This is a genomic window from Microcoleus sp. B4-D4 (genome assembly GCF_036705185.1).
Classification (GTDB): domain Bacteria; phylum Cyanobacteriota; class Cyanobacteriia; order Cyanobacteriales; family Microcoleaceae; genus Microcoleus.
Map to the genome: position 1 here is coordinate 12,368 of NZ_JAUBTX010000003.1, position 14,220 is coordinate 26,587.

Consider the following 14,220-nt stretch of genomic DNA (forward strand, 5'->3'; position numbering starts at 1 on the left):
TTAACCCTTAGTAGTGGCGGTATAGCGATCGCTTATTCCTTGGAGTGTCATGTTTTCTTGTATAGCATCATGGGGAATCAAAACATATTGCCAAGGTTTGCCACCGTGATTTAGCATATAGTCTGAAGCATTTTGACACCATTGAACAGCGACATCTTTCTTAGCAAGCACTTGAGGATTGTCAATTTCATTTCGAGCTTTTGGTTCAAACATATAGATAACTTCTTCAGTTTCAGCGACAAAATCTGGCTGATATTCTAGATAATTACCGTGCCATTTGTAATAAAGCTGAAATTGTCCTTTTGCGGGTTTAAACCATTTGATTGTATCCCGTTCTAAAATCATTGCTAGTATTCTTTCTGCTTCCGATTGAAATTTCTGTTCTCGATAGAGGCATTTGGAGAAGCCTGTAAACAGATATTTGGACATATTGCTTTTGTCTCGTGGTGAAGATTGATAATCAAGGCAATTCTTAGCATTTGTAGTGTAGGCGCTATCTTTTAGGGCTGTAAAACCTTTACTGATTTTGACTTCATAACCTGTTGTTTCTTCCCAGAAATGCGGCTGCATTTGGCTGTGGACAAAATTGGCAATTTCCCTTTGGTAACAACGTAAAATTGTGTGTGTATCTTCTTCGGATAAGTAGGTCATAAAATGACTTAAAACTTGACCCGCAAGGTCATAGAGTAAATCAGCGTGTTCGTCATAGGAAATATCATTGAAGTTGACTAAATTTTTGACAATATAGTTTTCTAGCCGGGATTCTTCAAAGTTTTCTTTGCTAATTTCCATAAAATCAACTTTATTCGTTGTTAGCGATTGAATCTGTAATTGTTCTTGGGAGGGAACGGGATAATTTAAGTCGGTGACATCTAGGGCAAAAGACCTGAAACCCGATCGCAATTCCCCTTTAGGAGTCACAAGAATTTTAGGAATATTGATGGTTTGCTGGATCACTAAATTCGTTGTTTTCGCCACGATCGCTTCAATATCGGGAGGTACTATTATGCCCTCAAGTTCCATTTGTGCGGGTTGATATTCTCTAGCTACGGCTTCGCGCACCCTTTCCTGAACTTTTGGGGATGCGAGATCGGCGGTAGTTGGGACTTCTTCTGGCCGGCTTTCAAGCTTTAGAATTTCTTGGTATGTAAGCTGTGCAATCTTTTGTTCTATAGGTGATTGAAATAGGGATTGTTGAATATTTTGGGGTTCGCTTTCAGGTAAATTATCAGGTAAATTAATGGGTTTTTCGGGGTGAAGTCCTAGATTTTGGGCTAGTTGCGATCGCGAAATTACTGTTTGTGTCTTTTGCTGTAAATCTTCATCTGTGAGGATAATTTGTTTTAAGCAAATTTGGGATTCTGGGCGTTTTGCTTCATCGACAATTTCTTGGAATTTGTCATGGGCGACGATATTTAGGCGATCGACAATTTCTACACCTGTACGCATTCCATAGGGCAAACGCAAGCCCCTTCCGATAGATTGCTCGATCAGGATTTTAGAATTTGCGGCTCTCAGAGGGACGATTGTATAGAGGTTGGTGACATCCCAACCTTCTTTGAGCATATTTACATGAATCACTATTTCAGTAGGTTCATCGGTATGTTCTACTTTCAGCAATCGCTCTACCATTTCATCTTCTTGAGCGCCCGTTTTACTAGAATCAACTTGAATAACTTTCTGTTTATAATCACCTTTGGAAAATTCATCGGATTGAATGAGTTCCATCAGTTTGGATGCGTGGGTAGTGTCACGGGCAATCACTAACATAAAGGGTTTAACAGTTGTTTTTCCCGTTTGAATTGCATAGGTTTCTAATTCAGCTTTAATATTTTCATGGAGATAGATGCCGTCTTCTAGTTTGAGACGCTCGATCGCGTCTGGTGACATTGCCCTAGGGTTAAAATCTTTGCGGGTGACGACAGCAGGATCTTTAACAAATCCATCGGTTATGGCACGTCCGAGGGGATAGTCATAGATGACATTTTTGAAGGCTACTGAACCTTTATTGGTTTCGATAAAGGGTGTGGCGGTAAGTTCTACCCCCATTAATGGTTTTAATTCGTTAATAGCCCGAACTCCTGCTGAGGCGCGATATCGGTGCGATTCATCCATGAGAATTACGAGGTCTTTTAATTCTGACAAATAATCAAAATAGCTTTCGCCAATATATTCGGATAGTCGTTTAATTTTAGGGCTTTTACCTCCGCGTACTTCCGAGTTAATTTTTGAGATATTGAAGATGTTGATTCTGCAACGGGAAAAATCAGTGATGTTAGATGACTTTTCGTAATTATCTCCCGTAATGATTTCTGGGAGATCGATCGCAAATTCAGAGATACCCGTAAATACATATTTTGAGGTATTGGGCGTAAAATCGGTAATCAGTTTGTTGTAAATGGTTAGGTTTGGGGCAAGAATAAAGAAGTTTTTAATGTTATATGCTAGGTATAAGTAACTAATAAAAGCGCCCATGAGTCTAGTTTTACCCACACCTGTAGCTAGGGCAAAACATAGGGATGGAAAGTCGCGCTCGAAGTCAGTAAACGTTGGAAATTCTTTTTTGATGGCGACTAAAATTGTTTCTGTATCTGTGATGTTTGGGATGGATAAAAGTTCACAAATGCGAGCGAGAATTTCTAATGATTGGCGCTGGGGATGGCGCAGACTGAGACGATTAGAAATATTATTAACAACTTGATTTATCATAGGTATCCACGTCAAATAGTGTTAGTTGTCCGACCTTTGGGGGTGCTTTTGGCAAGTTTTCAATTTTGAGGCTGTAATCGTCATGTCCCCATTCACACCGTGAAAGGATTTGTTTAGGAATTTTTTTAACAGTGAGGTTTGGGAATATATCGGTTTGACCTCGAAAAGCGGTACATAAAACAAGTAGGGTGCGCTCTTGTCCTACTTCATCTGCAAGTTTAGATAGTTGTTCGTGACTAAGATTTTGGGTGGTGACATAGATAAAGTCGCTTTCGGTGGAATAGCCATGTTGCCAATACAAGGTGTCGGATGGTGCGTAGGTGAAACCTTCGATTTTGCAGAGTGCTTCGGCAAGCATGGCGGCGTTATAGGTTTTGTTGATAACCCAATTATCCCATTTATCTTTTTCGAGTAGGGATGGTGCAAGACGATAGTAACGAAACCCACCGCCCCCTTTCCAGTTAACTGCTTGGCTAATTCCACCTTTATCTTCGCCATCAATTACTTTTTTGAGTCGGGGAATGATATGGGTATGACAATGTTCGCCGAGTTCAATCATAATCCATCGTCTTCCCATTTTCTGCGCGACTGCGCCTGTTGTTCCCGACCCTGCAAAGGAATCGAGCACTAGATCATTTATATTTGTGGCTATATGAAGAATCCGATGCAATAGTCTTTCTGGTTTGGGTGTTTCAAATGCTTTTTCTTTTCCAAAAAGTACGTGCATCTCCTTTTTTGCTTCATCTGTATGACCAGTTTGTTCATGATTCCACCAAGTATTTGGAACGATATCAGAAGCTTCTTTTAAGTATTGTTTAAAAGAAGGTGCGCCATCTCCTGACTTCCCAAAATAGGCTAATCCAGATTCCACTATTTCAAGCCATTGATCTTCAGTCCGAGACCAATGTCTTCCTTGGGGAGGGAAATAAATTTTGCCCGTTGGTGTTTTAATAGGATAAGAGAGATTAGGACGTAGATTAGGAGCATCCCACGGAATAGCCCTCCAAGCACCATTAGGATCATTATCAGGATTCTTATACTGCCCAGCTTGTTCTTCTGTTCGAGACAATCTATTGCGTACTTTTTTCCATTTCTCAGGGTTTTGTGCGTAAACCAATATAGAGTTATGTGATAGCGAGAGACTGGCATCATTAGAGCGAGAATATCTGTTCTGCCAAACTACATTTGCAATAAAATTTCTCCGCCCAAAAACCTCATCACACATTACTTTCAAATAATGCGCTTCATTATCATCAATCGTGATCCAGAGCGATCCATCTTCTGATAATAAACGTCGAATAATCTCTAAACGATCGCGCATTAAACCAAGCCAGATTGAATGTTCAATTCCATCATCATAATGTTCAAAAGCTGACCCTGTATTATATGGAGGATCGATAAATACACATTTAACTTTTCCTGCAAACTCAGACTCTAAAGCCTTGAGAGCCAACAAATTATCCCCAAAAATTAAGCGATTATCAAAAATATCATTTTCACTCACCTGATGCGCCGCATGATAAGACCTCTCTGGATCTTCCAGCAAAATTCGCGGCTCCAATTTGGGGCGAATATCCTTACCAATCCAAGTTAATTCTAGTCTCTGCTTCTTATTCATAATTAATATCTATCTCAAAAGTTAAACTGTAGGTATATTCGGATTTTCAGCCTGAGCATCCCTGCGATCTAACTCCTGCATCACCTCACTCGTTAAAGGATTAACATCTGTGATATTCCTAAAAATAGCAAGATATCCCTTATTGTCACTAGCAAATCTAGATTCAGCAACAGTGTAAACAACCTCAGCAATCTCTAACCCAATTCGTGAAAGTTGGATTTGATCGTCCTCAGACAAATAAACTTCATGCTTGTTCAACAAAGTTTTATAGCGTCTAGCAAGAATATCGAGAATAAAGAATCTACCGTGCTTATAAAACATTTTTTGTTGATTTCTTGCAGCCTGTTCTGAAGCCGAAAAGATTTCATCCAGATATTGAAAGATTCGCACATAACGACAAAGCGTAACTCCTGAAATCGCATCACTAAACAATATACCATAATAACGCTTATAAAGCTGACTAATCTCTTTCTTTGCTGCAACCAATATTTCGGTGTCGCCGCTAAAACAAGCAAGGGCAACTGCCGCTTGTTCAATCGTAATTGCATCCTGATTCTGCTCCGCCGATGGTCGATATTCATAAACAATATTCGATACCATACATTCCTGTCGCAAACGTTCTTGATTGGAATCTAATGCGGCAAAATAAACATCGCGCACAGCATTTTGCGTATTTCTGGCCCCAGTAATCTTTTCGCCAATATTATCAATTTCCGTCCCCAATTCAATAATTGTAATTAATAACTTTGCATCAGCAGATATTGAGCCACTAGCATTATAAACAGAAGCGATAGCTCCTACCGTTTGCGCCCCATTCACGACGGAAAAATCTTTTAAAGTAAATTGAGTTGATTCCTGTTTATGTCCTGATGGCAGACTAATGACCGAACAAGTAATCGTCAGACCATTGTTGAGATAGAATAGTTCAGATGGTTGCTCTTTGACAGTTTCCGCAATCGCTAAGTTAACATCCTCTGCACCTAGGTAATAACGGATATTTTTCTCAAAAAGCGACTTATTATGCTGTTGATATAAAGAGGCAAGTTCTGAAGCCTTAACCAATCCATAAAATGCCCTACGCGGCCGATCTAAACAATGCCAGTTTTCCAACGTCAAGACTACATCAACAGGGGCGATCGCTTGTTTTGCGGTCAACCAACCATGTGTTATGCTAATATTTAAATCTTGCCATTCAAAACGTTGAGCGAACTGATTCAGTTCACTTTTTAACTGATTAAGATCCGTAATCACATGAGAACTCAGGCTTTCATCAAGATATATATTACAGCCAACTATTTTTACCCCGTTAGCATTTAAAGCATCTTCAACATCTTGCTGCAACCGCGCAAAGCCATCATTAAATTTCTGAAAACGTTGATAAACTAAATCTCTAATCCCATCACAAAATTTTTTATTATCACCCATATTCGGAGCATTCCCCGCCTTAGCCTGCACCAACAAAAGCAAATTTTTCATCCGATCGAAATAAATGGCATCAATCCCATTGTCATTTTCCCCATTGACAATTGAGTTAGCCGCTTGAGCTGGGGTAATGTCGGCAAGATTGGCGATCGCAAATGCAGCCAAAGAACGACTCAATCGATTTTTTTCATGTTGCTCTGGTGTCCAGTTCCTCTGAAGCGGCGCGGTCATTTGAAAATAATCCTGCTTTAGTGCCTCAATGATTTGAGTCTTTTTGGCATTGGTATTCGGATTAGGCATTGAGCGATCGTTAATATTTTAATTTTTTCTAATATCGCTAAAAAGTTAAGCTTTTAAGCTTAACTTTTTAGCTGATATCTAAGCAACCTCTACGAACACACCGCTGCGAGCAAACTCCTCTTCTTCAGGAGTGAAGACTGGAGATCGATCGACCAGATCCGGGTCAAAGTAATATGTCTCTTGTAGGAATTGTCCGGTGACGATCGCCTCCTCCAACTCCTTGATATAATCTTGGGCAACTAAGCAAGCCTCCTTGATGCCTTCTGAGTCCCGCTTATCCAACAGTTTTTGCAATGTTGCTCTCACCCCTGTCAGTCGTGCCGCGGGTTTGAGCATACCGTAGAGGCGGTACATCCGATCGGTGGCAATGCTAATGTGTTTGAGGGCGTTGGCTCGTGCTAGCTCAGAGTCAATACTGGGCCAATAACGGGTGGTGTAGAATGCTTTCTCATCCTTGTGATACCACTCCTCCGATCGCGCAATTGATGAGGAGACAGTATTGTGCAGCTTCCAGAAGAATAAGCGCAGGGAATCGCCATCTACTACGGTAGACAGCTTTGCCTCCATTGATACCTCAAAGTTATTCAGACGCGGGTCGCGCCCAAGCACCAGGTACTCCACAGGGTACATTTCCACCTCCTTATTCTGCACCACGTAGGCGTTGAGGTGGTGGCGGCAGTAGGGGCAGGGATACATAGTGGCAAACAGCTTGAAAAAGTCCTTGAAGATGGCCACCAGAGTTTTTTGCTGTTTGGGGGTCTTCGTAGAGACGATTTCAGCCGTAGTGTGGAAGAAACGCCACACCGCAGGGCCAATATAGTAAGGGAAGCTGACGCGCATTTGTGAATTCTTGATTTCACTGCGATCGAGATACACGTCGATAAATGACACATATTGCGAAAGTTCGCCAGACTCGCGCCCAAACTCCATGCGTTCGCGCCGTTTCTGTACCCCATTTAGGTAGTTGTGCGTCAAGCGCCATGCCTGTTTGAGCATCAGTTGCTGTTTTGGAGCGCATTTGGGAAAGCTTTCTATAACATCCGCCCCATAGCGCCCAAATTCCCCTGACGTTTTAGTGGCTTCGTACCACTGGTTTAAAGCCGTTTCGTCAGGCACCGTGTTCAAGGGGATGTCTGCTGCGGTAATGACGCTAAAGGCAGCCAGCAACTTCGGCATAAAGTCTTCATACCAATATGCCACGGGCATCATCGCACCATCGATTTTCTCTGAGGCATCCGAGAGGATGACGCGGTTCCACTTCTTCAGGTAATCTTTGGGATTTCCCTCAGATTGGGCTGGTGGCGGTGCCATTTCCTCACTCAGCTCCATTTTTCGCAGTCGGTTGAGTTCGTTGATGGCAAGCACGCCCTCAGCGATGTCGCGCAAGTTGAGACTCTTCTTTTTGATGGTGATTGCAAACTCGACTCCCGCGGCAAACTTTTCCTTGGCGGTGGCAGATTTACCCCGCGCCTCCAACATGGCTTTTTGTTCTGCCAACATTTCTGGAGTTTTTTCGATCGTCTTCCACTTCTTGATGCGAGCCTGTAGTCTGGCATATTCATCTTCGATCGATTTCACGACTGCATCCAGTACAGGGTTGCACGCAGACTCTACGATACCTAATCCTTTATAAAGGGCGATCGCAGTTTTGACAAATTGCACAAAATCAGCGATTCTGTACGGCAAGTTTCTCACGCGCAGGTGAGTCTGGTGGTTGGCGGAGAAACTCTCGCGGAAGCTGCGGTAGGCGGCTCCCTGGATCAGACGAAACAAACCAATCTGCATCTGTAAGCGGGACGTACCGCGCTTCTTCTCAGTTTGTGGGTGTTGGGCGAGTAGTTCTTTTAGCCGCGCTATTTCTGGATTGCTATCGGTGGGTGCTTCTTCTAGATTAGGTTCAATAGTGGCAGAAGCTGCCTCATCGATCGCAGTTGCTGTACTTGCGATCGCAGCGGCTGTACTATCTGAAATCTCGGTTGTCTGTGTACTGACAACTGGAACGGGCGAGTCTTTATATCCGGTTGCGAGCTCTGACTCATCCGGTACCAGTTTGCAGAATTCCTCAAAGTCAATTGAGGCATCGCCATCATTGTCTACCTCTTTGATGATCTCATCCAGCTCTTGCTCTGTGAGCCCAAACTGGCTCATCACACCCTGCATCTCGTTTTTAGTGATTTGACCGCTGCCATCCTCGTCAAATACACTAAATGCCATTTTGAGACGACTCTGGCGATCGCCCTGCTGGGACACCATCAGCATTTTGAATTCCTCAAAATCGATGCTGCCCGACAAGTCTACGTCCACTTCCTTGATCATGTCGCGCAGATCGGTTTCGTTAGGACTCTGGCCTAGCGATCGCATCACTTGACCCAGTTCTTCTGATGAGATACCACCGCTCCCGTCCGCGTCAAATACTTTGAAGGCTTCCCATAACTTTGCCACATCTTCTTCAGTCATGGCTTTTTTTTCAAGCTCCACAGATGTCATAACTAAATTTTCCCTGATTTTTTTATTAGCTGTCTATTGATTATGACTAATATACTTTAATTCCTGATGACTTACGCAACGGTATTGTCACATCCAAGGGGGGGTGCCTATCTCTCCCACTTTGGCTTGTGACAGTCGATCTATCAGTTTGATATTACTCCCAGTAATTTTCCCAATCATCCTGAAAAGCTTCCCGTAATCTCTGCATATACGCATCAGTCTTAATCTTCACCATCCACAGATTATGAGAGTTGCTGCCTCCCTTGCACACAACACCTTCATCCACACCGTATTTCCCCTCGCGAATATCATCCATAAACTTGCCAGTTAATTTGCCGCGATAAATCACTCGCGCAATATTTAATTTACCAAAATCCTGAATAAACCGATCGGGAACAACCATACCGCGATCGGTTTCCACATCAAAAAGCACTAATTGTTTGCGATCGTCCTTTTGGTGCATTCCCGCAAACGAGTTAGCACCAAAAAACTCTGTAAACACAGTAATTGCATCACAGTGATACTGTTCGTTCTCTCGAAATATAGACTCTAACGGACTAGCAAAATCTCTCTTAAATATTTCAGGTGCTGTTTCTAAACCTGGATGTGCAGCATTAAATTCTGCAATTCCCATTTCATCCAAATCAAATCTACTGCGGCGCATACCAAAAGCATACCAACCGAGTTCAAATTCCCAAACCCAATGAAAATTAGTGCCATCGTACTTTTCAAAAGCTATACATTGTTCGTTAGGGCAATTTTTACTATCTGGAATTTTGGGATATGCAAGCTGAATTCGTGTCATATAGAGGAAGGAAGTTCGGCAACGGATTCTGTAACGGATGTAACGGATGTCAGTCCGAGGGAAGTCGGAAGAAGGAAGAAGGAAAGGGTTTCTAACAGTTTCCCCCCTTCCCCTTCTTTCCTAAAAATCCCTCAATTGAGCAGTTTGAACCGCAATATCTTTCGTCTGGGCACCGCGGCGCACCTTCAGCTTGAGAATTTGACCGATTTGGCTGTTTTCCACCAAATTTTGCAACTGTGCCGGCTGTGTCACTTTCTCGCCGTCAATTTGAACGATCGCATCTCCCTTCTGAATCCCGGCTTTCTCAGCAGGCGTATTGGGCACCACTCGCATCACCAATACCCCTGTAACTTCCGGCACGATCGCAGGAGCATTGGGGTCAGCATTATTCTCTCTGGCCATTTCAGGAGTCAAAGCAATCATCTGAATCCCCAAAAACGGGTGGCTGACTTGTTCTCCCTTGGCTAACTGCGCGTAGATGGCCTTGGCTTTGTCGATCGGAATTGCAAACCCAATACCCATTGCATCAGCTCGAATCGCCGTGTTGATACCAATCACTTCTCCCCTGCTGTTTAACAGCGGGCCGCCGGAATTGCCGGGATTGATGGCCGCATCCGTTTGAATGAAATCGAGCCGCTTGTCGGGGATGCCGACGGCTGCACTGGAGCGTTTGAGAGTGCTGATAATGCCCAAGGTGACGGTGTTGTCAAATCCTAGGGGGTTGCCCACGGCGATCGCCCAATCTCCCACTTTCACCGCATCGGAATCTCCCAAGGTTGCCACGGGCAAGTTAACTTCCTTAGTATTAATTTTGACCACAGCCAAATCTGTTACTTCGTCAGTACCTTGGACTTGTCCTGGAAATGTCCGCCCGTCGTTGAGAGTTACAGTGACTCGATCGGCTTTGTCAACTACGTGAGCGTTGGTTAAAACAATCCCGCTTTTGTCGATGATGAAGCCAGAACCTTGACCGCGCAAGCGTTCTTGTCTCGGTGTCATGCTTCGCAAATCTTCTCCCAAAAATCTGCGGAAGAAGGGGTCTTCCATTAACGGGTCGAGGTTGCGACTGACAGTGCGCTCGGTATCAATGCGAACAACCGCTGGCCCGACTCGATCGACTGCCGCCGTCACAAAACTGTTGGTATTTGTCGCCGCCGGGATTTCCGGGCTCTGCAGTGCTAGCATTTGCGGATTTGGCAGAGTCGCTGGGGAACTCAAATCTGCTTGCTGCAGGGCTGTTCTTGCCATTTCCCGCGAGTTTGGCGGATTTTTGTCAATTGCTAAAGCCAGTGCAGGATTGATTGCTAGAACGCTCAGGGCGATCGTCATTCCTAAAATTAGGGCGAAGTGGCGATCGCCGGTGCGGGGTGCGCGGTCAAAAAACTTAAATAGTCGCATAGCGTCAATCTTTGTTACTCTGAGTTATTCTGGTCAAGGTGTGGGAAGGTGTGCGATCGCGCCCGCTCAATTATTTGCGGCTCTCTAGATCCTAAATATATTTTGACAGTTACAATACATGAGTCAGCAGCTTTGACAAATTCAACATATTCTCAATTCTAACTTGAAAATTTTCTTGACTAACATCAATTTCACAAAATAATGCAACACTAGACACGGGAGCCAACCCTTACCGAATAACTCACTTCCCAATCTAAAATCTAAAATCTAAAATAGCATAACCCCAATGATTGTATCTGATACTTCTACTGACAAATCCTTGCCCTCAAATTCCCACCACCATCACAATGAATCGGCCCACCCTCACCATCACGATGAAGAATCGATGCGGCGGCTGGTAAATCGCTTATCTCGGATTGAAGGACACGTCCGTGGTATCAAAACAATGGTGCAAGAAAACCGTCCCTGTCCCGAAGTTCTCGTGCAAGTTGCAGCAGTTAGAGGAGCCCTCGATCGCGTAGCGAGAATCATTCTTGACGAACATTTAACCGAGTGCATCGCCCGAGCCGCTAAAGAAGGCAATATTGATACAGAAATAGAAGAATTGAAAGCGGCTTTGGATCGGTTTTTGCCTTAATTGCTGCCGATTTTTACCTCCATATAACAAAACCTGCAAATTAGACAAAACTTGCAAGCTATAAATTATGGCAGATTTTTTAAGCATCTTTCACAAACTCTGAGAGCGAGTTTGCTTCACAAAACTGATGCCAAAGAAACCCGGTTTTTGTGAGAAATCTTGGTTTGCTAGCGCAGTATCTAGGAAGAAACCGGGTTTCTGACCCGCGCGCGCAATTTTTAGTTCAAAAACAATTAGTTGAGTTTGTATAGAAGATCCAAATCCTCAAAAATTTCAAAACCTGCAAACTTTTGGACGGTGATTGACTTGCTGCGCGAGTATCAACTGTCTAGACTTTCGTCAGCTTGGCTTTTAGCTGATATCTGACTGTTGCGTAAACGGCTTTATAGGAAGCTTCAATGCTGTATTCCTGCTGCAACCACTCTTGAATTTCTCCATAGCTTTTAAAGCCTTTCTGGGGATCGCTGAGGCGCATTGCCAAACTAGCGCGGGCTAGAGGAGGAATCGCAGGCTTGCGGCCGCCGCTGTGCTTTGTTTCTAGGAGTCCTTCAAGTCCGTCAGAGCGGTATTTTCTCAGCCACCGCTGCACGGTAATTCGGTTGACGCCGATTGTCATTGCTAATTCTTTAACTGTCTTAATTTGACAAATTTTAAACAGGTAAAGTGCTTGAATTTTTTGAAAGCCACTTGCCGTTTTTTGTTCGTTTAGCAAGCTTTTCAATTCTTCACTTGTCTCTGTGATGCTAAGTTTACATACTCCAGCCATACCAATCACCTCACGATTTGCGTTATACAATAGGTTTGTTTGACAAGGGATAAAAATCTGCCCCGTCCCAATCGATCGCCTGTTGTTTGCTAATCAAGCAATACACAAGCGCTCTCAATCAAATTTTTTCAGTCATCGGCTTACTCAGACGATAGTAAGCTGGTTCTTGGTTTAGCCCGGGGCTGCAACCAGATTTTTTGAGAAATTACCTGTTTTTGGGGTAATTTTTGTCTTCGACGATCGCACCAGCGTCCTTGCTAATACCGATCTTGGTTAACCGTTTGACTGCTACATTCGCTGCAATAGTTGAATTTTATGCGATACCATTTCTGCTATTTTTACTCAACATTTATCATCGTTTTCATGGTGTGTTTCGGTATTTTTTGTGCCGATATTGGCAATTTTTAATCATTACGTGCTAGCAAACAGGTTAAATCTGTACGCCAGCGATCGAAATTTTACACATACATTTCCCTGTACCCATAAGTGCATTTCTGGCTCTCGCTGTGCCAGAAATCCTGCGATATCAGCACTTTCATCAATCTGAACAGGTTGCGTCGAGTTACGCTAGAACCGACCTTCGTGCCACAGGCCTGTCTCTGTGAAACTACTTGATCGATCGCCTGTTGAGTAAAACACGCAGGCGGTGGGATTGTCAATTTCCCAGCCGCACGGTATCATTATCGGCTATTTTTTGGGCTTTGTCGCGATCGAAACGGTTGTTTCTATGTGATACTACTAACATCAATTAGCGATCGCGGTCACACCACTCCTCAGTAAACTCAACTATACGCAAGAACTTATGGCCTCGATCGCCCTTTGGAGTTAAGATCCTTTGATTTACTCAAAAAGTGCGATCGAGGTTGTTAAAAAAATTAATCTTAATTTTTGTTAATTCAGGGGCAAAGAGAATCTTGTTTTGCGCTTCTACTCCCCAAACAGTCTCAGAGTTCTGGGCCTGTGAACCTGTCAGCATCTAAAATCTCAAATGGCAGAACATCCGGTACAACCAACCAACTGACAGTATTCTGCATTTAAAAGGTGTAGAGAAGGCAAAATGAAAGTTGACGAACTGCTCAAGCTATACGCAATAGGAGAAAGAAATTTTAGTGGGGTCTACCTGCACGAAGTATACCTCTACGAAGCAGAATTGATTGGAGCCAATCTGTATGAAGCAGATTTGATTGGCTCCAATCTCAGCAAAGGCAAACTCAGCAGAGTCAACTTTGGCAAAGCCAATTTGTCCAAAATCAATTTGAGCAGAGCCGACTTAGCTGGAGCGGACTTCACAGAAGCACTTTTACTGGAAGCTAACCTGTACAGAGCAGAGTTGATGGGAGCAAATTTGAGCAAAGCAGACTTGAGCGGTGCTTCGCTGATCCAAGCAACTTTAATTGGAGCCAACATATCTCGGGCAATACTCTGCCGTACAGACTTGCACGGAGTAAATCTTTACGGAGTAAACTTGCGGAGGGCGGTGCTGACAGAAGCCGATTTAATTGGCGCAAACCTGAGCAAAGTAGACCTCAGCGGAGCCGACTTAATGGGAGCGAGCTTAATTAGGGCAGACTTGACAGAAGCGATTTTAAGTGCCTCTGATTTAAGCGGGGCAAATCTCCTAGGAGCAAACCTTACAAAAGTTAACCTGAACGGAGTATATCTGAAGGGTACGACGATGCCCGACGGCACGATCCACGACTAATTTATCAGAAAATTGGGTTGAAAACCCCGTCCTTTGAGGACGGCTTTTTTGCATTGTTAAGTAAAATAACAAATCCATCTTCACAAATGAATATGGTAGAGTATAGCAATCAGACAAGATGTAAAAACCTACCTCCGGACTGGGGGAAAGTCTACGCCCAAAACATTCACAGAGGAGATATGATTGTGCGCGTAACGTGCAAATGCGGTCAGCCTGGGAACCCTAGCAATAGGGATATTAAGACCCAAATGTCTTAAGAATCCTCGTGCCCGATTGCCGAGGAGTGTCAAGTTTTAAATTTTATGGTTGGTGAGAACCGCTGCTCAAGGGTAACAAGCTTTTTGTTACCCTAATTTATTGGTGGCGAAATGTTTAT

General features: G+C 43.6%; 9 protein-coding genes. 2 read left to right on the forward strand and 7 right to left on the reverse strand.

Annotation, left to right across the window (positions count from 1 at the left end; all coding sequences use genetic code 11):
* From QUB13_RS03305 to QUB13_RS03330, 6 genes are all read right to left on the reverse strand, one after another.
* Window positions 1-2,709, reverse strand: coding sequence for a DEAD/DEAH box helicase (locus QUB13_RS03305; protein WP_333378930.1), 2,709 nt, complete (start codon window positions 2,707-2,709; stop codon window positions 1-3).
* Window positions 2,690-4,327, reverse strand: coding sequence for a site-specific DNA-methyltransferase (locus QUB13_RS03310; RefSeq protein WP_333378932.1), 1,638 nt, complete (start codon window positions 4,325-4,327; stop codon window positions 2,690-2,692). Before QUB13_RS03310 ends, QUB13_RS03305 begins: the two co-directional genes overlap by 20 nt.
* Window positions 4,328-4,348: 21 nt before the next feature.
* On the reverse strand, window positions 4,349-6,049 hold the full coding sequence (locus tag QUB13_RS03315; protein WP_333378934.1) for an AIPR family protein: 1,701 nt from the start codon (window positions 6,047-6,049) through the stop codon (window positions 4,349-4,351).
* Window positions 6,050-6,127: 78 nt separating this feature from the next.
* Window positions 6,128-8,536, reverse strand: coding sequence for an EF-hand domain-containing protein (locus QUB13_RS03320; RefSeq protein ID WP_333378936.1), 2,409 nt, complete (start codon window positions 8,534-8,536; stop codon window positions 6,128-6,130).
* A 154-nt stretch (window positions 8,537-8,690) separates the two neighbouring features.
* Window positions 8,691-9,341 carry an RNA ligase family protein gene (locus QUB13_RS03325; protein WP_333378938.1) on the reverse strand — a complete coding sequence of 217 codons (651 nt, stop codon included), beginning with the start codon at window positions 9,339-9,341 and terminating at the stop codon, window positions 8,691-8,693.
* 120 nt (window positions 9,342-9,461) lie between these two features.
* Window positions 9,462-10,739, reverse strand: coding sequence for an HhoA/HhoB/HtrA family serine endopeptidase (locus tag QUB13_RS03330; protein WP_333378940.1), 1,278 nt, complete (start codon window positions 10,737-10,739; stop codon window positions 9,462-9,464).
* A 286-nt stretch (window positions 10,740-11,025) separates the two neighbouring features.
* On the opposite strand from QUB13_RS03330, the gene QUB13_RS03335 reads away from it, so the two are divergent.
* Window positions 11,026-11,376 (forward strand): metal-sensing transcriptional repressor, encoded by a 351-nt coding sequence (locus QUB13_RS03335; protein ID WP_194010563.1) that lies wholly within the window; start codon window positions 11,026-11,028, stop codon window positions 11,374-11,376.
* Between the two features lie 328 nt (window positions 11,377-11,704).
* Here QUB13_RS03335 and QUB13_RS03340 read toward each other — a convergent pair whose 3' ends face one another.
* Window positions 11,705-12,142 carry a helix-turn-helix domain-containing protein gene (locus QUB13_RS03340; RefSeq protein ID WP_194066461.1) on the reverse strand — a complete coding sequence of 146 codons (438 nt, stop codon included), beginning with the start codon at window positions 12,140-12,142 and terminating at the stop codon, window positions 11,705-11,707.
* A gap of 1,057 nt (window positions 12,143-13,199) precedes the next feature.
* On the opposite strand from QUB13_RS03340, the gene QUB13_RS03345 reads away from it, so the two are divergent.
* Window positions 13,200-13,844 (forward strand): pentapeptide repeat-containing protein, encoded by a 645-nt coding sequence (locus QUB13_RS03345; RefSeq protein WP_194010561.1) that lies wholly within the window; start codon window positions 13,200-13,202, stop codon window positions 13,842-13,844.
* Window positions 13,845-14,220 lie beyond the last annotated feature (376 nt).